The 19727-nt window shown below is 68.0% G+C and carries 17 protein-coding genes; 7 read left to right on the top strand and 10 right to left on the bottom strand.

Annotated elements, in window-relative coordinates; all coding sequences use genetic code 11:
* Nucleotides 1–131 precede the first annotated feature (131 nt).
* From FB475_RS24245 to FB475_RS24235, 3 genes are all read left to right on the top strand, one after another.
* Nucleotides 132–911, top strand: a complete 780-nt coding sequence (locus FB475_RS24245; RefSeq protein ID WP_141858863.1) for an SDR family NAD(P)-dependent oxidoreductase — start codon at nt 132–134, stop codon at nt 909–911.
* 69 nt (nt 912–980) lie between these two features.
* Nucleotides 981–1559, top strand: coding sequence for a nicotinamidase (locus FB475_RS24240; protein ID WP_141858862.1), 579 nt, complete (start codon nt 981–983; stop codon nt 1557–1559).
* A gap of 103 nt (nt 1560–1662) precedes the next feature.
* Complete coding sequence (locus FB475_RS24235) at nt 1663–2496, top strand: hypothetical protein (RefSeq protein ID WP_141858861.1); 834 nt, start codon at nt 1663–1665, stop codon at nt 2494–2496.
* 3 nt (nt 2497–2499) lie between these two features.
* Here FB475_RS24235 and FB475_RS24230 read toward each other — a convergent pair whose 3' ends face one another.
* On the bottom strand, nt 2500–4341 hold the full coding sequence (locus FB475_RS24230; RefSeq protein ID WP_141858860.1) for a bifunctional metallophosphatase/5'-nucleotidase: 1842 nt from the start codon (nt 4339–4341) through the stop codon (nt 2500–2502).
* Nucleotides 4342–4444: 103 nt separating this feature from the next.
* Between FB475_RS24230 and FB475_RS24225 the strand changes: the two genes are divergently transcribed.
* Nucleotides 4445–5242 (top strand): polysaccharide deacetylase family protein, encoded by a 798-nt coding sequence (locus tag FB475_RS24225; protein ID WP_141858859.1) that lies wholly within the window; start codon nt 4445–4447, stop codon nt 5240–5242.
* Here FB475_RS24225 and FB475_RS24220 read toward each other — a convergent pair.
* Together FB475_RS24220 and FB475_RS24215 are read right to left on the bottom strand one after the other, a co-directional pair.
* A complete protein-coding gene (locus tag FB475_RS24220) occupies nt 5239–5922 on the bottom strand; it encodes a hypothetical protein (protein ID WP_238332379.1) in 684 nt (227 codons plus the stop codon). The genes FB475_RS24225 and FB475_RS24220 overlap by 4 nt on opposite strands.
* A 23-nt stretch (nt 5923–5945) precedes the next feature.
* Complete coding sequence (locus FB475_RS24215) at nt 5946–7139, bottom strand: homogentisate 1,2-dioxygenase (protein WP_141858858.1); 1194 nt, start codon at nt 7137–7139, stop codon at nt 5946–5948.
* Between the two features lie 72 nt (nt 7140–7211).
* Between FB475_RS24215 and FB475_RS24210 the strand changes: the two genes are divergently transcribed.
* The 3 genes from FB475_RS24210 to FB475_RS24200 all read left to right on the top strand — a co-directional run bounded on the left by FB475_RS24210 (nt 7212) and on the right by FB475_RS24200 (nt 13097).
* The gene (locus tag FB475_RS24210) at nt 7212–8060 is read left to right on the top strand and encodes a hypothetical protein (RefSeq protein ID WP_141858857.1); all 849 of its coding nucleotides are present in this window, start codon (nt 7212–7214) and stop codon (nt 8058–8060) included.
* A complete protein-coding gene (gene fahA, locus FB475_RS24205; RefSeq protein WP_141858856.1) occupies nt 8061–9266 on the top strand; it encodes a fumarylacetoacetase in 1206 nt (401 codons plus the stop codon).
* Nucleotides 9267–9344: 78 nt separating this feature from the next.
* On the top strand, nt 9345–13097 hold the full coding sequence (locus FB475_RS24200; protein ID WP_141858855.1) for an endo-alpha-N-acetylgalactosaminidase family protein: 3753 nt from the start codon (nt 9345–9347) through the stop codon (nt 13095–13097).
* Between the two features lie 53 nt (nt 13098–13150).
* Here the strand turns inward: FB475_RS24200 and FB475_RS24195 are convergent, their stop codons facing one another.
* From FB475_RS24195 to hppD, 7 genes are all read right to left on the bottom strand, one after another.
* A complete protein-coding gene (locus FB475_RS24195) occupies nt 13151–13564 on the bottom strand; it encodes a hypothetical protein (RefSeq protein ID WP_141858854.1) in 414 nt (137 codons plus the stop codon).
* A 70-nt stretch (nt 13565–13634) separates the two neighbouring features.
* Nucleotides 13635–14879, bottom strand: coding sequence for a HAMP domain-containing sensor histidine kinase (locus tag FB475_RS24190; protein ID WP_141858853.1), 1245 nt, complete (start codon nt 14877–14879; stop codon nt 13635–13637).
* A gap of 4 nt (nt 14880–14883) precedes the next feature.
* On the bottom strand, nt 14884–15549 hold the full coding sequence (cseB, locus tag FB475_RS24185) for a two-component system response regulator CseB (RefSeq protein ID WP_185759410.1): 666 nt from the start codon (nt 15547–15549) through the stop codon (nt 14884–14886).
* 48 nt (nt 15550–15597) lie between these two features.
* Nucleotides 15598–16197, bottom strand: coding sequence for a hypothetical protein (locus FB475_RS24180; protein ID WP_141858851.1), 600 nt, complete (start codon nt 16195–16197; stop codon nt 15598–15600).
* Between the two features lie 136 nt (nt 16198–16333).
* Nucleotides 16334–17710, bottom strand: a complete 1377-nt coding sequence (locus FB475_RS24175; protein ID WP_141858850.1) for an FAD-binding oxidoreductase — start codon at nt 17708–17710, stop codon at nt 16334–16336.
* 55 nt (nt 17711–17765) lie between these two features.
* Nucleotides 17766–18239, bottom strand: coding sequence for a DUF2690 domain-containing protein (locus FB475_RS24170; RefSeq protein WP_141858849.1), 474 nt, complete (start codon nt 18237–18239; stop codon nt 17766–17768).
* A gap of 148 nt (nt 18240–18387) precedes the next feature.
* A complete protein-coding gene (gene hppD, locus FB475_RS24165) occupies nt 18388–19590 on the bottom strand; it encodes a 4-hydroxyphenylpyruvate dioxygenase (RefSeq protein WP_141858848.1) in 1203 nt (400 codons plus the stop codon).
* Nucleotides 19591–19727 lie beyond the last annotated feature (137 nt).

The raw sequence follows: 19727 nt of genomic DNA, 5'->3' as shown, positions 1-19727 counted from the left end.
GCGACCTGGTGACAATACGCCGTCACACGATAACTGTCAGCACATGCATCGCTGAAACCGGGCTTGCATCTGGTTTATTAGTCGGCTAAGTTCTTTGTGTAGCCGACTAACGATATACAGGAGGACGGGTCATGGACCTGGGTTTCAAGGACGCGGCAGTGCTGGTGACGGGTGGGTCGTCCGGGATCGGCCGGGCCACCGCGATCGCCTACGGGCAGGAAGGGGCGCGTGTCGCGATCACCTACAACTCCCGCAAGGACGCCGCTGAGGCGGTCCTCGAGGAGATCGAGGCCGCGGGTGGTACGGCGTACGCGGTGCCGATGGATCTCGGTGCGCCGGAGTCGATCGCCGCGGCGGTCGAGTCGGTGGTCTCGCACTTCGGCGGGCTGGATGCGGTGGTGGCGAACGCGGTGAGCTGGGGCACGCTCGGGTACGACGAACGGCCGTCGAAGATCGAGGAGTCGCGGCCGGAGTGGTGGACGCAGATCATCCGGGCGAACCTCGAGGGCAACTTCCACCTGGTGCAGCAGGTCGCGCCGGCGCTGCGGCGCTCCGAGCACGGGCGGCTGGTGCTGATCTCGACGGACCTCGCGGAGCGCGGAATGGCCGGCGCGTGGGCGTACGGCGCGGCGAAGGCGGGCCTGCACGGGCTGGCGGCGAGCCTGCAGCACGATCTGGGCGCGGACGGCGTACTCGTGAACGTCGTACTGCCTGGCATCACGCTGGACAACGGCGCACACCGGGTCATCCCGCAACCCGCCCTGGAGAGCATCGCGGCCGGCTTCACCGCCCGCCACCTGCCCGACGCCTCCGAACTCGCGGACGCGATTCTGTTCCTCACCTCGCCCCGCACCAAATCGATTCAGGGCGAGCTCCTCCACGTGACCGGTGGCGAGCTGATTCCTGCTTGATACAGCGTTGACGGTGCCGGCGCTTGTACGGTGGGCTCAGGAGTACTCCGGCCTCGAAGGAGCGGCACGATGTCCCGGGCACTGATCGTGGTTGATGTGCAGAACGACTTCTGCGAAGGCGGCAGCCTGGCCGTCGCCGGCGGAGCGGATGTCGCGTTCCGGATCGGCGAGCTCCTGCACCAGTGGCACGAGGCGGAGCCGGACGACCGGCAGTACGCGTTCGTCGTCGCGACCCGCGACCACCACATCGACCCGGGCGACCACTTCTCCCGTACGCCCGACTTCGTGCACTCCTGGCCCCCCCACTGCATCGCCGGCACCGACGGCGTCAGCTTCCACCCGAACCTCGACCCGCAACCCTTCGACGCGATCTTCGACAAGGGCGAGTATGCCGCCGCGTACTCCGGCTTCGAAGGCAAGTCCCACGAGGGCGGCCACCCGCTGGCCGACTGGCTCCGCGACAAAGGCGTGACCGATGTGGACGTCTGCGGCATCGCCACCGACTACTGCGTCCGAGCCACCGCCCTGGACGCCCACAAAGCCGGCTTCGGCACCACAGTCCTCACCACCCTCACCGCCGGCGTGGCCGAACCCACCACCACCCAGGCCCTGGCCGAACTCCAAACCGCGGGTGTAACCCTCGCCTGAAGACCACCGCGGGGAGATCACGATCCGGAGAAGGCCGTAACGCGCACGGGGTGCCGGTCGATAGTTGCGGTACAGGCCCGAAGACGGGTCCGAGAACTCAGGTGTGCCGGGAAGTCTGGTCGGCGACGACCTGCCCCTGCCCGCACATCAGGAGTCCACGATGATCAAGCCGCTCGCGATCGCCGGTACCGCGCTCGTACTCACCCTGACCTCCTGCTCCGGCGGCTCCGGCGGCTCAGCCGGTCCTTCGCCGGCCAATTCGGTCACCACCACAGCAACACCATCGCCGACGCCCACCGCCACGACCGCGACTGCACCGACGACCCCGACCGTGGCGCCGCCGCCCGTGCAGGTCACCCGGACCGCGGCTCAGCTCACCAAGGCGCTGCTCGCGCTGCCCGACCTTCCGGCGGGCTTCTCGATCGACAAGGACACCGGTGACGACGGACCTGACGTGGCTGTCTCGTCGAAGGACTCGCGGTGCGCCCGCCTGGTCGCGTTGACCAACGCCGACAACCCGCCCGGTTCCAAGGTATCGGCCGGCCAGTCGTACTCCGGTGGCTCGCAGGGTCCGTTCGTGGACGAGAGCCTCGACTGGATGGGCTCGACCGCCGCGGTCCGCGCGCTGCAGCAATCCTTCAAGAAGGCGATCACCAGCTGCCGCAGCATGACCCTGACCATCCCCGGTGAAGGCCGCTCGCCGATCAGCGTCGACCTGGTGTCGCCGCCGAAGGCCGGGACCGACCCGGTCGCCGTACGGTTCAGCGCCTCTGGTGGGCCGCTCGATGGTCTCGAGGTGACGATGGTCACCACCGGCGTGGATGACGTCGTACTCGCGGTCACCGTGATCGCGGGCGCCCCCGAAGACATCGAGGGCGCCACGCAAATCGCGGTCACCAAGGCCCAGAAGACCCTCGGGGCCCGCACCGGAGCCTGACGACTAACCGGTCACGGTGATCGGGGTGCCGTTGGAGGTCAGCGACCAGTCGACGGTGTGGAACGTCTTCGGGTCGACCGTGCCGGTCGCGGTGACGTAGTCGATCATCAGCTGGCGGATCTCCACCTGCCGGTTGTAGACGACGGGGGCCGTCTTCACGTGCGGGAAGTTGCCGCCGCCCGACTGGCGGTAGTTGTTCACCGCAACGACGAACTGCTGGTCGGGCGCGACCGGCGTGCCGTCGTAGGCGAGGTCGGTGATCCGGGAGCCGGCCGGCTTGGCGATGTCGATCTTGTACGTGAGCGGCTTGCTGAGGCCGCCGACGATGTCGTAGTTGTAGTCCGGCGTACCGTTCGGCGCGGTCGGCGTCGGGGCGTTCGTGATCTGGTCGGACGTGAACGGCCCGCTGCCGGTGACCTGCTTGTAGTACGTCGCCGAGAACTCCAGGTACTCCTTGACCTGCTGACCCGTCATCGTCACCGCGAGCAGCGTGTTGTCGAACACGTACAGCCCCGCGACATCGCGGATCGAGACGTCGCCGGCCGGGATCGCAGCGGCCCGGTTGAACGGCGCCGCGATCGCCAGCACCGGCAGCGACGCCTGCGCCGTACCGGCGAGTGCCTTCGCGACCGCGTCGGCCTGGATGAAGTTCACGAAGTCCAGCGCGGCGGTGTCCTCCCACGGCGCGGTCGCCGCCGACATCGCCTCGGTGCAGGTGCCGATCTTCGAGTTGACGTACGTGACGACCTTGTCGTGGTCCTTCTGCAGCAGGTCCACCACGTCCGGATCGGCGTCGACGGTGTTCGCGTTCAGCACCTGGCTGTGCCGGCCGACGACCTGCCACTGCCCGCGGACCTTCTGCAGGTCCACGTCGAACAGCGACAGCCGCATGCCCCACTTCAACGGCTCGCTGAGCACGACCTGCTGGCCGCTCGTCTTGTTCGTGACGAGCCGCTCGGGGATCTCCAGGTGCGCGTGGCCGACCAGTACGGCGTCGATGCCCGGAACAGTCTCGGCCATCAGCACCGACGCGTTCTCCGGGTACGGCAGCGCGTCGCCGTACGACGAGGACAGGTCCATGCCCGAGTGCACGGACGCGATCACGATGTCGGCACCCGCCGCGCGGACCTTCGGCACCCACTGCTGCGCGAGCTCGACGATGCCGCCGAACTTCAGCTTGTTCTCGACGTTCGCCTTGTCCCAGATCGCGATACCCGGGTTGGTCAGGCCGAGGATGCCGACCGTGATCGGCTTCTCCCCCGGCACGTGCACCCGCTTCAGCACGTACGGCGGGAACGCGGGCAGACCGGTCGTCCAGTCCTGGGCGTTCGCGCCGAGCAGCGGGAACCGCAGCTGCTGCTGGAACCTGCGTAGGATGTCCAGGCCGTAGTTGAACTCGTGGTTGCCGAGCGCCGCCGCGTCGTACCCGATGCGGTTCATCGCGGCCGCCATCGGGTGCGTCGTACCGCCGGTGATCGGCTCGATCTTCGCGTAGTAGTACGCCAGCGGGGTGCCCTGGATGGTGTCGCCCGCGTCGAGCAGCAGCGGCCGTGGCGCGTGCCGGTCGGCCGCGATCCGGTCGCGGACGGCGCTGACCAGCGTCGAGACCTTCGCCAGGCCGATGTCGTTGTGCGCGGAGTCGTCGTACTCGGCGTTCTTGAAGTAGTCCCAGTTGAACACGTTGCCGTGCAGGTCGGTGGTGCCCATCACGGTCAGCCGGACGGTCCTCCCCGAGCCGCCACCGGCGTACGCCGGAACCGCCTGGAACCCGGCCGCGGCCAGTGCGGCCGCACCGCCGATTACCGTCCTTCGTGTCATCGTGGTCCGCTCACCGCTGTCGGTCATCGCCCCGCCTCACAAGGTTTGTCAGCCGGGATCTCCGGCCCGAGTGCACACGATAAGCGACCCGGTTACCACCTTGCCCCCAGAACACGAGAAGATGCCCCGCATGACCAAGCCGCCCGGCAAGCTTCTGCCGTTGGTCGCCGCTCTGCTCTGCGGTGCCGTTCTCGCCCAAGCCGCCTCTCCGTCCTCGCGCTCCGTCACCTCGGCCGCGCCGGTCGTCTCGAGCACGCCGCACCACGGGCTGCTCAGTACGCCGGTCACGTCGAAGCGCGGTGAACCCTCGTCCACCAAGGAAACCAAGGAAACCAAGGAAGCCACGCCTCCCCCGGTGAAGCCGAAGCCCGACGACTGGACCCTGACCGACAACGGCAAGGTCCTGTACCTGACGTTCGACGACGGCCCGCAACACGAGTGGACGCCGAAAGTTCTTCAGGTACTGCGCAAACACCACGCCCAGGCCACGTTCTTCGTGCTCGGGATCCAGGCCGCGCAGTACCCCGAACTCATCGCCGCCGAGCGCGCCGCCGGGCACCACATCGGCAACCACACCTACGACCACAAGACGCTGACGCTGCTCCCGGACGCGAAGATCCGGCAGGAGATCGCGATGGGCGTGAAGTCCAAGTGTCTGCGCCCGCCGGGTGGTGGCACGAACGCGAAGGTCGCGGCGCTCGCAGCGGCGTACCACCAGCGGCAGGTGCTGTGGGACGTCGACACCGACGACTGGAAGAAGCCTGGTACGGCGCGCATCGAGCACGCGATCCTGGCCGGCGCCCGCCCCGGCGCGATCATCCTGATGCACGACGGCGGCGGCAACCGCTCCCAGACCGTCGCGGCGCTCGACCACGCGCTCACCAAACTCACCCAGCAGGGCTACACGTACCGCGCGCTGCCCTGTTAGCGCCGGATGCCGGCCTTGCCGTTGGAGAAATGGCGGAGGGCCTCGTCGATGACGTGGACCGGCTGGTCGAGGGCCTTGACCAGGAACATGCCGGTCGGGCGGAGCAGTGGGTTCGGTTTGACGACGCTGCGCACGGACGGCTGATCGAGGCCGCGGACGCCGGCCGTGGTCGCGCCCACGCCGCGCTCCAGGGCGATGTCGAGCATGTACTGACCGAGCAGCTTGTGCTGGGTGAAGCCGCGGACGGTCGGCCACGGCAGGACGACGGGGTACGCCGCGCCGTCGCACGCGAGCTCGAGGCCCTTCGCCGAGATCCGCATCGCGACCGGCGGCAGCTCGTTGGCGTCGTACCAGGCCTGCCGCTCGGCCTGCACGCGGTACACCAGCACGGTACTGAGCAGGAGCGGGATCATCGCCGCGATCAGCAGCAGCGCGAACGGCCACATCCCGGAGCCGGGGAACGCGAACAGCGCGTAGACCGCCGCGACGATCCCGATCGCGCCGAGCGCGGCCGTCACCCAGCCGCCGCGGCGCTCGACGGTCCGGACCACCTCGCGCCGGCGCAGCACCGCGTCACGGTCGATCCCGACCACGAACGACTGCCCCGGATCCACCGGCGGCACCACCACGTCCGGCGTGACCTCGTCGACCTGTGAAGTTGCGTCCCCGTCCTCACTCACCGGGTAAGAATCCCACAGACTGCTCAGTTCTTGCGCCGACCTGCCCAGGTCCAGGCGTAGACGCCGTCGTCGACGGCCTGGCCGCCCTCGCCGAGTTCGAGCGGGCGGAAGGTGTCGACCATCACCGCGAGTTCCTCGAAGCGCTCGGCGCCGAGGGAGGCCTCGATCGCGGACGGCTGCGGGCCGTGCGCGTACCCGCCGGGATGCAGCGAGATCGAGCCGAGGCCGATCCCGGAGCCCTTCCGGGCTTCGTAGTCGCCGCCGCAGTAGAACATCACCTCGTCGGAGTCGACGTTCGAGTGGTAGTACGGCACCGGGATCGAGAGCGGGTGGTAGTCGACCTTCCGCGGCACGAAGTTGCAGACCACGAAGTTGTACCCCTCGAACACCTGGTGCACTGGCGGCGGCTGGTGCACCCGCCCGGTGATCGGTTCGAAGTCGCTCACGTTGAACGTGTACGGGTACAGGCACCCGTCCCAGCCGACCACGTCGAACGGGTGTGTCGCGTAGGTCATCCGGCTGCCGACGATGCCGCCGGCACCGTTCCCGCGGTGCTTGACCAGCACCTCGACGTCGGTGCCCTCCTCGACCAGCGGCTCGGTGGTCGGGTGCAGGTCGCGTTCGCAGTACGGCGAGTGCTCGAGGAACTGGCCGTACCGGGACAGGTACCGCTTCGGCGGTGCGATGTGCGAGTTGCCCTCGATGCAGTACGCCGAGACGCCCTCCGGGCCGGGGATCCAGCGATGCGTGGTCGCCCGCGGAATGATCACGTAGTCGCCCTGGATCGCGTTCAGTACGCCGAACACGGTCTCGACGGTGGCCGAGCCCTTCTCGACGTACACGCATTCGTCGCCGATGCCGTTGCGGTAGTACGGCGACGGCTGCTCGGCGACGACGTACGAGATCCGGACGTCGCCGTTGCCCAGGACAAGCCGGCGGTCCTCGACGGGGTTCGCCTTGGAGGTGTCGGTGAAGAGGTCGTGGAGCTTCAGGTGCCGCGGGGTGAGCGGGTGGTTCGGGACGGTGGACAGGTCCGGGAGGTCCCAGACCTGGGAGTCGACGATCGCGGACGGTACGCCGGCGTGGTACAGCAGCGAGGAGTCGGAGGAGAAGCCTTCCTCGCCCATCAGCTCCTCGTAGTAGAGCCCGCCGTCCGGTTTCCGGAACTGCGTGTGCCGCTTGGGTGGAACTTCCCCGACCTGCCGGTAGAACGCCATGCTCGCCACTCCGTTGCCCGATAATCGAACGCCTGCGTCCGCTTACCGAAAGCATCCGTTAGGCTCTGGATCATGTCAACCGTCCCTGTCCTGTTCCGGCACCTGGTCGACGACGCGTCGATGTTCCCTCCAGGCAACCTGCCCCTCCCGGACGCAGTCGCCGCGCACCACGCACACCTACAGTCCGCCTACGCGGACCTGGTCGGCCCGTTCGTCTGCACAGACCAGGACTTGATGAAGGTCGCCGAGGCGGCCCGCTCCGGGGAGACGCCGCTGCGGGTGTCGGTCGTGGTCTCTGGTGGGGCGGGTGGGATCGAGCCGGTGGTGCGGTGGGGAGATCGGTCGAAGGACGTCGTGGTGACCGCGGTGGAGGTGCGGTTGCGGGACGAGGACGACCTGTCCCGGAATGCGTTGCGGGTGGTGCGGGCTTGTGACGACTGTTTCGACGAGGAGATGGCGTACGTCGAGGTCGGGATGGACGGGGCCTGGGAGCGGGCGCTCGACGTGGTCGCCGACGCCGGGTACGCCGCCAAGCTCCGCACCGGCGGCCTGGACGCCGCGCTCTTCCCGTCAGCACAGCAGGTGGCCGCGTTCATCACTGCCTGCCTGGACCGGGAAGTGCCGTTCAAGTGCACCGCGGGGCTCCACAACGCGGTCCGCCACACCGCGGCGGATTCGGGCTTCGAGCACCACGGGTTCCTGAACGTACTGCTAGCCACCCGCGCCTCGCTGGACGGCGCGAACCAGGACGAGCTCGTACATCTGCTGGAGAACCGCAACGGCGGGGAACTGGCGTCGCGAGCGAGCGGACTGACGGAGGACCAGGCGGCGAGCACCCGCCGGTGGTTCACGTCGTTCGGCTCCTGCAGCATCGACGAGCCGCGCGCCGACCTGATCGCCTTGAATCTGTTGGAGGGCTGAATGAGCTGGATCGACATCCCGGACGGCTCACCGTTCGGCCCGGACAACCTGCCGCTCGGCGTGTTCCGGTACGGCGACGAGGAACCCCGCGTCGGCGCCGCGATCGGCGACCAGATCATCGACCTCGCGCCGGTCGCGTCCGCGCAGATGCTGGACGGCGCCCAACTGTTCGCCGAACCGAGTCTGAACGCGTTCCTCGCGCTCGGCCGCCCCGCCTGGCGCGCGACCCGCAACTGGCTCCTCGACCTCGTCCACAACGCCGGCGACCGGGACACGGTCGAGCCGCACCTGATCCCGCAGTCCGCGGTCACGATGCAGCTGCCGTTCGAGGTCGCCGACTACGTCGACTTCTACGCCTCCGAACAGCACGCGACCAATCTCGGCCGCCTGTTCCGCCCCGACTCCGAACCGCTGCTGCCGAACTGGAAGCACCTTCCGGTCGGGTACCACGGCCGCGCCGGCACGATCGTTGCCAGCGGCACCGACATCGTCCGCCCGTCCGGCCAGCGCAAAGCGCCCGACGCCGCGGAACCGACGTTCGGCCCGTCCCAGCGTCTCGACATCGAGGTGGAGCTCGGCTATGTCGTCGGCACGCCGTCGACCCTCGGAAAGCCTGTCCCAGTAGACGATTTCGAGGACCATGTGTACGGCGTGGTGCTGGTCAACGACTGGTCCGCCCGTGACCTCCAGGCGTGGGAGTACGTACCCCTCGGCCCGTTCCTCGGCAAGTCCTTCGCCACGTCCATCTCCCCGTGGGTGATCTCCCTGGACGCCCTGGCCGCGTCCGCCGTCCCCCTCGGCGTGCAGGACCCGCCTGTCCTGCCATACCTTCGCGGACAGCACCTCACGAACTACGACATCACCTTCGAGGTCCGGTTGAACGGCCACCTCGTGAGCAAACCGCCGTACCGCGACATCTACTGGTCGCCCGCCCAAATGCTTGCCCACATGACCGTCAACGGCGCCACCGTCCGCACCGGCGACCTGTACGCCTCCGGCACCGTCAGCGGCCCCGAGAAGAACCAACGCGGCTCCTTCATCGAGCTGACCTGGGCCGGCCGCGAACCACTGATCATCGACAGCAAGGAACACACCTTCCTCGAAGACGGCGACGAGGTCACGATCTCCGCCTGGGCAACCACCCCCACCGGCTCCCCCCTCGGCCTCGGCGAGGTGACCGGCAAGATCAGCCCTGCGGTCAGCTGACTCCAAAGACTGCGCCAATCTGTTCATTAGTGTTCGTTTCTCTTGACGAACTCGCGGTTGCGTGCGAACTTCGTCGACATGAAACGTTCAGTGGGGTGTGGAGTACTGGCAGTAGCCATGGCCGCCGGGGTGCTGGGCGTACCGTCGGGAGCGCAGGCTCAGCCGGATCAGCAGGTCACGGCGGCTCCGGCGTTGCGGTCGCCGGAGCTGACGGTCACCGTCGGGGCGGACTTCCCGCGGGTGATCAAGTACGTCGACAACGCGTCCGGTCAGGCCCTCGGCGGCCAACCGGACGCCATTTCGACGGTCACGATCGACGGGGTCGCCCGCACCGCGCACCTCGTCGCGCCGCCCACGATCGGTGACACGAAAGCGTCGTACACGCTCGGCTTCGACGCGCTGCCCGGCGTCGAGCTGGACACCAGCCTGAGCCTCGCCGGACGGGTGACCACGTTCGCGATCGACGCGGTGCGCGACAGCGCAACGAGCCGCGTCCACACGATCGACATCCCGAACCAGGACCTGGTCTCGGTGTCGAGTACGGGCGCCGGCGCGACGACTGCGTTCACGACCCTCGACCCGGACTCGACCCAGAACGCGGACAAGATCACCCCGGTCACCGCGAGCACGCCGGGTGAGGCCTCCCCGACCGGCGCGGCGTACGCGTTCGTCAACACGAGCGGGCTGGCCGCGGGCATCGAGTCGAACTCGACGTACGACAAACCGTCCGGTCAGTCCGTCGACGACGGCGCCCGGTTCTGGCACCAGGCCCGCAAGGGCAGCGACGGCAGTACGCGCGTCGGCGTGTGGAGCGGCCAGTGGACGTACCGCGCCGACACCTCGCCGTACACCGAACCGCTCCCCTGGGCGAAGGTCGTGGTGACGCCCGACGCGAACCAGGACCAGACCGTGGACTGGGAGGACGGCGCGGTCGCGTTCCGCTCGATCATGGTCGAGCCGAACGGCGGCGACCAGGTCAAGAACCGGGTGATCACGCACATCCCGTTCAACTTCGCCAGCCAGGCCACCCACCCGTTCCTGCGGACCCTCGACGACGTCAAGCGGATCTCGCTGTCCACCGACGGGCTCGGTCAAATGGCGCTGCTGAAGGGCTACGCGTCCGAGGGCCACGACTCCGGGCACCCCGACTACGGCGGCAACTACAACCTCCGCGCAGGCGGTCTCACCGACTTGAACACGCTGCTCAAGCAGGGCAAGGCCTGGAACGCGGCGTTCGGCGTGCACGTGAACGCGACCGAGGCGTACCCCGAGGCGAACGCGTTCAGCGAGGAGCTGGCCGACAAGAACGCGAAGGGCTGGAACTGGCTCGGCCAGAGCTACTACATCAAGCAGAGGCCGGACCTTGCCTCCGGCAACATCGTCAAACGGTTCCAGCAACTGCGCGACGAGACGGACAAGAACTTGCAGGAGCTGTACATCGACGTCTACTACCAGTCCGGTTGGCTGGCCGACGGCCTGACCCGGCAGCTGTCCGCGCAGGGCTGGCAGGTCGCGACCGAGTGGGCCGATCGGCACGAGCGGACCTCGCTGTGGTCGCACTGGGCGAACGACCTCGACTACGGCGGCCCGACCAACAAGGGGCTGAACTCGCAGATCATCCGGTTCGTCCGGAACCACGAGAAGGACGTCTGGAACAACGACCCGATCCTGGGTCAGTCGGCGATCGTCGAGTTCGAGGGCTGGACCGGCGAGACGGACTGGAACGCGTTCTACACCAACATCTGGCAGCGCAACCTGCCGGCGAAGTTCCTGCAGCAGCAGAAGATCCTCGACTGGAACGCCGGCGACATCCGGTTCACCGGCGGGGTGCGCGGCGCGGTCGAGAACGGGAAGCGGGCCGTGTACGTCGGGAACGCGAAGGTGCTCGACGGCGACAAGTACCTGCTGCCCTGGGACAACAACAAGAAGCTCTACCACTACAACCCAGCCGGAGGCCGGACCACCTGGCAACTGCCGGCGGCGTTCGCGGGCGTCAGCACCTTCACCGCCTACCAACTGAGCGACATCGGCCGCACCAAGCCCACCACCATCCGGGCGAACCATGGCACCATCACGCTCGACGCAGTCCCGGGGAAACCGTACGTCCTGTACCCGGTAGCCGCTCCGCAGCCGCAGGCCGTGAACTGGGGCGAAGGCACGCACTTGAACGACCCGGGATTCAACGCCGGCAACCTGGCCGCCTGGCATGCGACGGGTGGTGCGAGCATCGCGACGCTGGAGAACGGGCAGCACGTGGCTCAGCTCGGCAAGAAGGCTTCGTCGTTGACGCAGCGCATTACCGGGCTGACGAAGGGGCGTACGTACAGCGCGTCCGCGTGGGTGGAGGCGTACCGCCCGACGACCATCTCCGTCGATGGGGTGACGAACGTGGTACCGCGGTCGACGGTCGAGAACATGGTGGCCGCGGATGACAAGCACGGGATGTACTACCAGCGGGCGCGAGTCCTCTTCGAGGCAAAGGGAAGCACCGCGGACCTGGCAATCGGAGCAGCGGCTGGGACCGGGCAGGTTCGGGTGGACGATGCGCGGGTTGTCGAGACGAGCCCAGCAGGCACTGCGGAGGATTTCGAGAACGTGGATCAGGGGTGGGGCCCATTCATCAAGGGGGATGCGGGTGGGGTGACCGATCCGCGGACGGTGCTGGCGAAGAAGCATGCGCCGTACACGCAGGCCGGGTGGAACGGGAAGCTGGTCGACGACGTCCTGGACGGGAACTGGTCGCTCAAGTCGCATGAGGAGAACCAGGGGTTGGTGTACCGGACCGCGCCGTGGACGGTGAACTTCCAGCCCGGTCACAAGTACAAGGTCAGCTTCGACTACGAGAGTGGTCGCGCCGGGCAGTACGCGTGGATCCAGGGCGTGGACCGGCCGCAGTCCGTCGAGGTGAAGGCGACGCCGATCGGTGAGCAGCGGACCAAGGCGACCTTCAACCAGGAGTTCGTGGCCGGCTGCGGTGGCGACTACTGGGTCGGGCTGCGCAAGCTGTCCGACGGCGGCGACCAGACCGACTTCGTCATGGACGACTTCGCCGTCACCGACCTCGGTACGACGTCCGAACCGGCGGACTGCACCTCGGTCGCCGTCACCGGCCTGACCGGTCTCGTCTCCGGCGAGGCGAACACCGTCACCACCACGTTCACCAACAACGACGTGGTTGCTGCCAGCAACATCACGCTCGGGCTGAGCGCGCCTGACGGCTGGACCGTCGCGGCAACCACGCCGGCCACGCACGCAACGGTTGCCGCCGGGGCGACGGCAACGACGACCTGGGACGTGACTCCCCCAGCTGGCACGCCGGAAGGGAAGTACGTGCTGACGGCAACGGGTGGTCAGGCAACGATCACCGCGGAGGCCACCGTACTGCCGCCGGGCATCGTCCCGCAGTCGCGGATCACGGTGGTGGACGTGGACAGCGAGGACGTCGCCACCGGTGGAGCGGCGACGATGGCGCTGGACGGAAACCCCAGCACGATCTGGCATTCCGCCTGGTCGCAGGTCAGTACGCCGGCCGGCTTCCCGCACTTCATGACGCTCGACCTCGGATCGACGTACCAGGTGAACGGTTTCAGCTACCTGCCCCGGCAGAGCGGGACGAACGGGATGTTCAAGGGGTACGAGATCTACGTCAGCGCCGACGGCCAGAACTGGGATACGCCGGTCGCCACGGGTGAGTTCCCGAACTCCACCGCCGTACAGCGGGTCGACTTCCCCGCCAAGCCTGGCCGGTACGTGAAGTTCGTCGGAACAAGCTCACTGAATGGCGCAGTCTTCGGGTCAGCAGCCGAGTTCAACGTCTACGGCACCCGCTAGGAAACGAAGCGGCGCCACTTCCCGCCCCCTGGGAAGTGGCGCCGCTGCGGGTCTCACTTGGTGATGGTCACCGAGACCGGCGCGGACGCGGTCTTCGCCGCGACGACGCGGAACTTGTTCACGCCGACCCGGCCGCTCTGCACCCACACCGAGTAGGTCGCGCGGCTGGTCACCTTGGTGGTGGCCGGGAAGTTGACCCACTTGCCGTTCTGAAGACGCTGCACCTGGACGACGGTCTTCGCCGCGATGCCGGAGGTCTTGCCGGTGAAGGACACCTTCGCCCACGCCTTCGCGGTGGCCTTGTCCGACTTGATCGTGATCGACTTCGCGACGGCCGGAGTCGTGGCGGCGACCTGCTGGGTGGTCGCGGCGTCGGCCTGCAGGGCACCCGCGACGCCGAGGCCGGCGGCGGCGAGGGCGACACCGGCGAAGGCGGCAGCGGTACGGCGAACGAACTGAGTACGCATGATCTGTGGTTTCCCCTCGTTTTGTTGGTGTTACGCAGGGGAAGACGCGACGCGCGCGGGAAAGGTTGTGTTACGACTCCGTCTCAGGTCCGGCGGGCAGCACCAGCCGCGCCAGCGCACCACCGCCGGGTGCCTCGCCGAAGGTCAGCTCGGCGCCGAGCACCTTGGCGTGACCGGCCGCGATGGTCAGGCCCAGACCGTGCCCGACACCCCGCTCGGCCATCCCGGAGCGGAACCGGCGCGGGCCTTCGGCAATCAGTTCCTCGGGATAACCGTTGCCGTGGTCAACGACCTCGACGGTCCGGCCGCTGACCGTCACCTCGACCGGCGGCTTGCCGTGCCGCAGGCCGTTCACGATCAGATTGGCCAGGATCCGCTCGATCCGCCGCGAGTCGGTCGACACCGTCTCGTCGGTCCCGTCCAGATGGACGACGACATCGTTCGGGGCCAGGCCCTGCTGCATCCGCAACCGCCCGACGGCGGACCCGACGAACGCGCCGAGCCCGACCAGCTCCAGGTCGGCCTGCTCCACACCCGAGTCGAACCGGGCGATCTCGAGCAGATCCTCGACCAGCCGCCGCAGCACCTTGGCCCGGTCCCGGACCAGCTCGCTCGGACGTCCCGGCGGCAACAGCTCCGCCGCCGTGGTCAGACCCGTGACCGGCGTCCGCAGGTCGTGCGCCACGTCGGCGGTGAACCGGCGTTCGGCCTCGAGCTGACCGCGCAGCGAACTGGCCATCGTGTCCAGCGCGGTCGCCAGTGCCTGTACTTCGTCCTTGCCCTTGCCAACGGCCTCCGCCGCGGACGCGTCCAGGTCACCGGCCGCGATCCGGCGGGCCGTCCCGGCCACCGCGACGATCCGCTTCGACAGGCTGCCCGCGAGGATCACGCTGACCAGCGCGACCAACGCGACCGTGCCGATGCCGCCGAGAACCAGCGCCTGCTGCAACGCCTTCATCGAGTCGTCGGTGTTGTCGTAGTCCTGCTCGATCGACAGCACCTTGCCGTCCTTGACCGCGACCGCCGCCCACATCTTCGCGTGCGGCGACCCGGTCTTGAACGTGGCCCGCTTCCCGGACAGCACCGCGTCCCGCAACTGCGGCGGCAGGTCCGGATCGTCGAGCTTCGCCCCGAACACCGGTACGTCGTTGGTGTCGTAGCTCTGCGCCGCGAGCTGGATCCGCTCGTCCGCGAAGCTGCGCGTGCGGTCCAGCCGGGCCGACTGGGCCTGGGTGTAGACCGCCACGCACAGCACCAGGATCGCGAGCGACGAGACCAGCAGGAAGATCAGACCGAGCTTGCCGCGCAGTCCCATCCCGCTAGGCCCTGAGTTTGTACCCGAAGCCGCGGACGGTTTCGATGCGGTCGGCACCGATCTTGGTCCGCAGCCGCTGCAGGTGGACGTCGACCAGCCGGCCGTCGCCGCCCCACTCGTAGTCCCAGACGCGCTGCAGCAGTGTGGACCGGCTGAGCACCACGCCGGGGTTGTTCGCGAACTCGATCAGCAGCTTGAGCTCGGTCGGCGTCAGCTGCACGGTCGCGCCACCGCGCCGTACCTCCAAGGCCTCGCGGTCCAGCTCGAGGTCGCCGAACGACTCCACGCCGGAACCGGCCGCCGGTGCCGGACGCTCCGGATCGGAGACCGCGCGCCGCATCACCGCCCGCAGCCTGGCCACCAGCACCTGGGTGTCGAAGGGTTTGGTCACATAGTCGTCAGCGCCCGCTTCCAGGCCGAGTACGACGTCGAGGGCATCTCCGCGCGCCGAGACCATCACGATCGGGACCGTGCTGGTCTCACGGATCCGCCGGCACACCGAGATGCCGTCCAGCCCGGGCAGCATGATGTCCAGCATCACGACGTCCGGGTGGATCTTCTCGAATCGCTCGATCGCTTCCAGGCCGTCTTCGGCCGTGGTCACGTCGTAGCCGTGCCGCTCGAGGGTCAACTGGGTCGCCTCACGGATCACCGCGTCGTCCTCGACCATGAGAATGCGCGCTGCCGGTTCTTCCGGTACCACCGAACTTCAGTCTCCCTACTGGTCCGTCGAGCTCACCTTGGTCATCTGCCGACCGTTCCAACGGTAGACCTCGACCCGGCGACCCGACGGGCAGCAAACCGGGTCGTTGATCGTGAAGATCTTCGACTCGACCACCAGCTCACCTTGCGGGCTGGCGTTCACGGTCGGCTGCTCGACATCAAGATTCCAGATCGGCCGCGGGCCCGAGGGCTCGACGGCGATCAGGAAGATACCGAAGACGAACTTCTCCAGAGTATGGATCAGGACGATCTGCTGAGGTGTACCGCTGTGCATTACATCAACGGTCTTACCCCTGCTGAGGCAACGCGAAATCACCGTGCAATTCGATAGCACTTTCCGGTCGTAGTCCGACAGCCGCCGATCGGCGAGCAGCCGGGCCCGGACTTTGTACAGGTCGACGGGCTGAACCGGGGTCTTTCCCGGGCTCGGGGAGGTGGTTCCGGTGCCTACCGCAACGGACGGAGTCGGGGTGTCCGGCGGCGGCGATTCGGGGCCTTCGACGCGCAGTCCACCGCCGTTGGCGCAGGCTCCCAGCAGCGTCGTCGCGACCAGAACCGCGACGGCAGGCAGCACGGTACGGCGCAACCGACCCATCGGGCGCCTCCTACCCTGCATCCGGTTCCCCCGTGAGCTCAACAACCTAGCTTCCTATGCTCCATTCCTGACGTCACATTCGATGGCCGTGGACGTCGAATGGGCTCGGCAGTTCTGTTGCGGTTCCGTCACAACCTCAATCGGCCACGATCTTGCCCGGGTTCAGCAGGTTCTTCGGGTCCAGCGCGGCCTTGATCGCCCGGTGCACGTCTAGGGCAACCGGGCCGATCTCCTCGGCCAGCCAGGTCCGCTTGAGTACGCCGACGCCGTGCTCGCCGGTGATCGTGCCGCCGAGCTCCAGCCCGATCGCCATCACCTGCTCGAATGCCTGCTGCGCCCGCTCGGCCTGCGCCGGGTCGGTCTGGTCGAATACCACCGTCGGGTGCATGTTCCCGTCGCCGGCATGCCCGAGGACGCCGATCGTGATGTCCAGGTCCGCCGACAGCTCCTCGAGCCGGCCGATGAACTCCGCCAGCCGCGACCGCGGTACGGCGACGTCGTCGATCATCGTCGTACCGAGTTGTTCCAGGGCCGTCAGCGCGACCCGGCGGCCTTCGAGCAGCATCTCGCCCTCGGCGTCGTCCTCGGCCTCGATGCATTCCAGTGCGCCCTGGTCGCGGCACAGCTTGGCGACCGCGGCGACGTCGGCGGCGCCGGCCTCACCGCCCGCGTCGGACTGCGCGATCAGCATCGCGCCGGCCTCCTCGGGCAGGTCCATCCGCTTGTACTTGTTGACCGCCTGGATCGTGGTCCGGTCCATGATTTCCAGCAGACTCAGCGAAACACCGCTGCGGATAATCTCGAGGATCGCGTTCCCGGCCTCGACGCCGTCCGCGAACAGTGCGGCCATCGTCCGCGGCTTCGCGGCCGCCGGGCGGAGCATCAGGGTCGCCTCGGTGATGATGCCGAGGGTGCCCTCGCTGCCGACGATCAGCTTGGCCAGGTCGTACCCGGCGACGCCCTTCACGGTCTTCCGGCCGGTCCGCAGTACCCGGCCGTCGGCGAGCACGACCTCCAGACCGAGCACGTAGTCGGTGGTCACGCCGTACTTCACGCAGCACAGGCCGCCCGAGTTCGTCGACAGGTTGCCGCCGATCGAGCAGAACTCCCAGCTGGACGGATCCGGCGGGTAGAACAGTCCGTGCTCGGCGACCGCGCGGGACAGCACGGCGTTGTAGGCCCCCGGCTGCGTCACGACGTACCGGTCGACGGGCTCGATCGCCAGGATCCGGTCCATCTTCTCCAGCGAGATCACGATGCAGCCGTCCAGCGCGTTGGCGGCGCCGGACAGGCCGGACCGCGCGCCCTGCGGCACGATCGGTACGCCGAACTCGTTCGCGACCCGCACCGCCGCCTGGACGTGCGCGGTCTCCCGGGCCAGGACGACGGCGAGCGGCATCCCGGCCGGGCAGAACATCGCCCGGTCGTACCGGTAGCTCTCCATCCGGTCCGGATCGGTCACCAGCGCCTCGGGTGGCAGCACCTGACGCAGCTGCTCGACAACCTCACTCATACTGCGAGCCTAATAACTACTGCGCGGTACTGCGCACCCTGTGTCTCACGCCGGCTCAGCGTGTGCGTCTGGTGGCGTTCTCCGAGATCTCCTCGTAGCCGCCGCCGTAGTTGTGGTACTCCCGGCCGATCGCGGTGAACTTGATGCTTCCGCTGGTCGCCTTCACCTTCGGCGTCCGGCAGCTGCGCTGGCCCTGGATCACCGCCCCGTTGCCCCCGCTGCTGTCGCAGCTGAGCACCCGGCCGTCGTTCCCGCCGCCGGACTGGACCAGGAAGGCGTTGGCCTTCGCGTTGGCCACCAGCGGCGACGCCATCGTGATCTCGGCCCAGTACTGGGAGCAGTTGTCGCGGACGAGCCGGATCGTGCCCCAGCTGGGTGGCTGGTTGTTGCGCAACATCGGCGCCGAGGCGATGGATGTCGCGCCAGAGCAGTTGGCGGCCGTTGCCGCCTCGGCCGGGACCGCGGAGAAGGCGAACGCGCCCACCCCGGCCAGGCCGGCTGTGCTGAGCACAATGCCCAGTGTCTTCATGACGAAACCCTTCCTGAGCGCGCGCCCCGACGCACACTCAGGAGGGACACTACGCGAACGGAGCCTGCCCCGACAGTCATTCCGGTAATCGGACGGCGACACGCCGTGTGCAGTTGCTACTGGCAAGCTTTTTGATCGTCACAGTGCACTAGAGGTTGCCGCGGCGCTCCTGTTCGCGCTCGATCGCCTCGAACAGCGCCTTGAAGTTGCCCTTGCCGAACCCGAGCGAGCCATGCCGCTCGATCAGCTCGTAGAACACCGTCGGGCGGTCGCCGATCGGGGCGGTGAAGATCTGCAGCAGGTAGCCGTCCTCGTCCCGGTCGACCAGGATGCCGCGGGACTGCAGCTCCTCGATCGGTACCCGTACCTCGCCGATCCGGGCCCGCAGCTCGGGGTCCTCGTAGTAGGAGTCGGGTGTATTCAGGAACTCCACGCCGTTGGCCCGCATGATGTCGACGGTGCGCAGGATGTCGTTGGTGGCCAGCGCGATGTGCTGCGCGCCGGCGCCGTCGTAGAACTCCAGGAACTCGTCGATCTGGGACTTCTTCTTCGCCACCGCCGGCTCGTTCAGCGGGAACTTCACCCGGTGGTTGCCGTTGGCGACGACCTTGCTCATCAGCGCCGAGTAGTCGGTGGCGATGTCGTCACCGATGAACTCCGCCATGTTCACGAAGCCCATCACCTTGTTGTAGAAGGCAACCCACTCGTCCATCTTGCCGAGCTCGACGTTGCCGACCACGTGGTCGACGGCCTGGAACAGCCGCTTCGGGTGGCCCTCGGGCCGGGTCACCTTGGTCTCGGCGGCGACGAAGCCGGGCAGGTACGGGCCGTCGTACCGGCTGCGGTCGATCAGCGTGTGCCGGGTGTCGCCGTACGCCGCGATCGCCGCGCGGCGGATCGTGCCGTGCTCGTCGGTGACGTCGTTCGGCTCCTCGAGGACGACCGCGCCGACCTTGCGGGCGTGCGCGATGCACTTGTCCACGTCCGGGACCTCGAGCGCGATGTCCGCGACGCCGTCGCCGTGCCTGCGGTGGTGGTCGAGCAAGGCGCTCTTCGGGCTGACGCCGCCGGAGATCACGAAGCGGGCGGAACCGGCCTTCAGGACGTACGACTTCGCGTCCTTGTTGCCGGTCTCGGGGCCGGAGTAGGCGACCAGGTCCATACCGAACGCCAGCTGGTACCACTTCGCGGTCTGGGTGGCGTTGCCGACCACGAACACCACGGCGTCCATCGCGGTGACCGGGAACGGGTCGGTGCTCTCGTCGTACGGCACCAGGCCGACGAGCTGCTTCAGCTGGTCGAGGTCGAGATCGGCGTCGAGCTCTGCAGGGGTGAGGTCGGTGCTGGTCATCGCGGTCCTCCCGGGTCGATGTGGTGTCACCGAGCCTTGTCGGCGGGACGCAGGTTGCGCAACACTTCTCTGTTTCACTAGGCAGACTGACTACTGATGTCGCAACATGGCTAGGCTATTTGGTCAGTCTGACTATC

The sequence above is a fragment of the Kribbella jejuensis genome, assembly GCF_006715085.1.
Taxonomy (GTDB): domain Bacteria; phylum Actinomycetota; class Actinomycetes; order Propionibacteriales; family Kribbellaceae; genus Kribbella; species Kribbella jejuensis.
The sequence above is the reverse complement of the archived record's forward strand: the minus strand, read 5'-3'. Positions and strand labels throughout refer to the sequence as shown.

Coding starts and splice junctions, on each gene's coding strand:
- FB475_RS24245 (WP_141858863.1), top strand. CDS start 132: ATGGACCTGGGTTTCAAGGACGCGGCAGTGCTGGTGACGGGTGGGTCG.
- FB475_RS24240 (WP_141858862.1), top strand. CDS start 981: ATGTCCCGGGCACTGATCGTGGTTGATGTGCAGAACGACTTCTGCGAA.
- FB475_RS24230 (WP_141858860.1), bottom strand. CDS start 4,341: ATGACCGACAGCGGTGAGCGGACCACGATGACACGAAGGACGGTAATC.
- FB475_RS24225 (WP_141858859.1), top strand. CDS start 4,445: ATGACCAAGCCGCCCGGCAAGCTTCTGCCGTTGGTCGCCGCTCTGCTC.
- FB475_RS24215 (WP_141858858.1), bottom strand. CDS start 7,139: ATGGCGTTCTACCGGCAGGTCGGGGAAGTTCCACCCAAGCGGCACACG.
- FB475_RS24210 (WP_141858857.1), top strand. CDS start 7,212: ATGTCAACCGTCCCTGTCCTGTTCCGGCACCTGGTCGACGACGCGTCG.
- fahA (WP_141858856.1), top strand. CDS start 8,061: ATGAGCTGGATCGACATCCCGGACGGCTCACCGTTCGGCCCGGACAAC.
- FB475_RS24200 (WP_141858855.1), top strand. CDS start 9,345: ATGAAACGTTCAGTGGGGTGTGGAGTACTGGCAGTAGCCATGGCCGCC.
- FB475_RS24195 (WP_141858854.1), bottom strand. CDS start 13,564: ATGCGTACTCAGTTCGTTCGCCGTACCGCTGCCGCCTTCGCCGGTGTC.
- FB475_RS24190 (WP_141858853.1), bottom strand. CDS start 14,879: ATGGGACTGCGCGGCAAGCTCGGTCTGATCTTCCTGCTGGTCTCGTCG.
- cseB (WP_185759410.1), bottom strand. CDS start 15,549: ATGGTCGAGGACGACGCGGTGATCCGTGAGGCGACCCAGTTGACCCTC.
- FB475_RS24180 (WP_141858851.1), bottom strand. CDS start 16,197: ATGGGTCGGTTGCGCCGTACCGTGCTGCCTGCCGTCGCGGTTCTGGTC.
- FB475_RS24175 (WP_141858850.1), bottom strand. CDS start 17,710: ATGAGTGAGGTTGTCGAGCAGCTGCGTCAGGTGCTGCCACCCGAGGCG.
- FB475_RS24170 (WP_141858849.1), bottom strand. CDS start 18,239: ATGAAGACACTGGGCATTGTGCTCAGCACAGCCGGCCTGGCCGGGGTG.
- hppD (WP_141858848.1), bottom strand. CDS start 19,590: ATGACCAGCACCGACCTCACCCCTGCAGAGCTCGACGCCGATCTCGAC.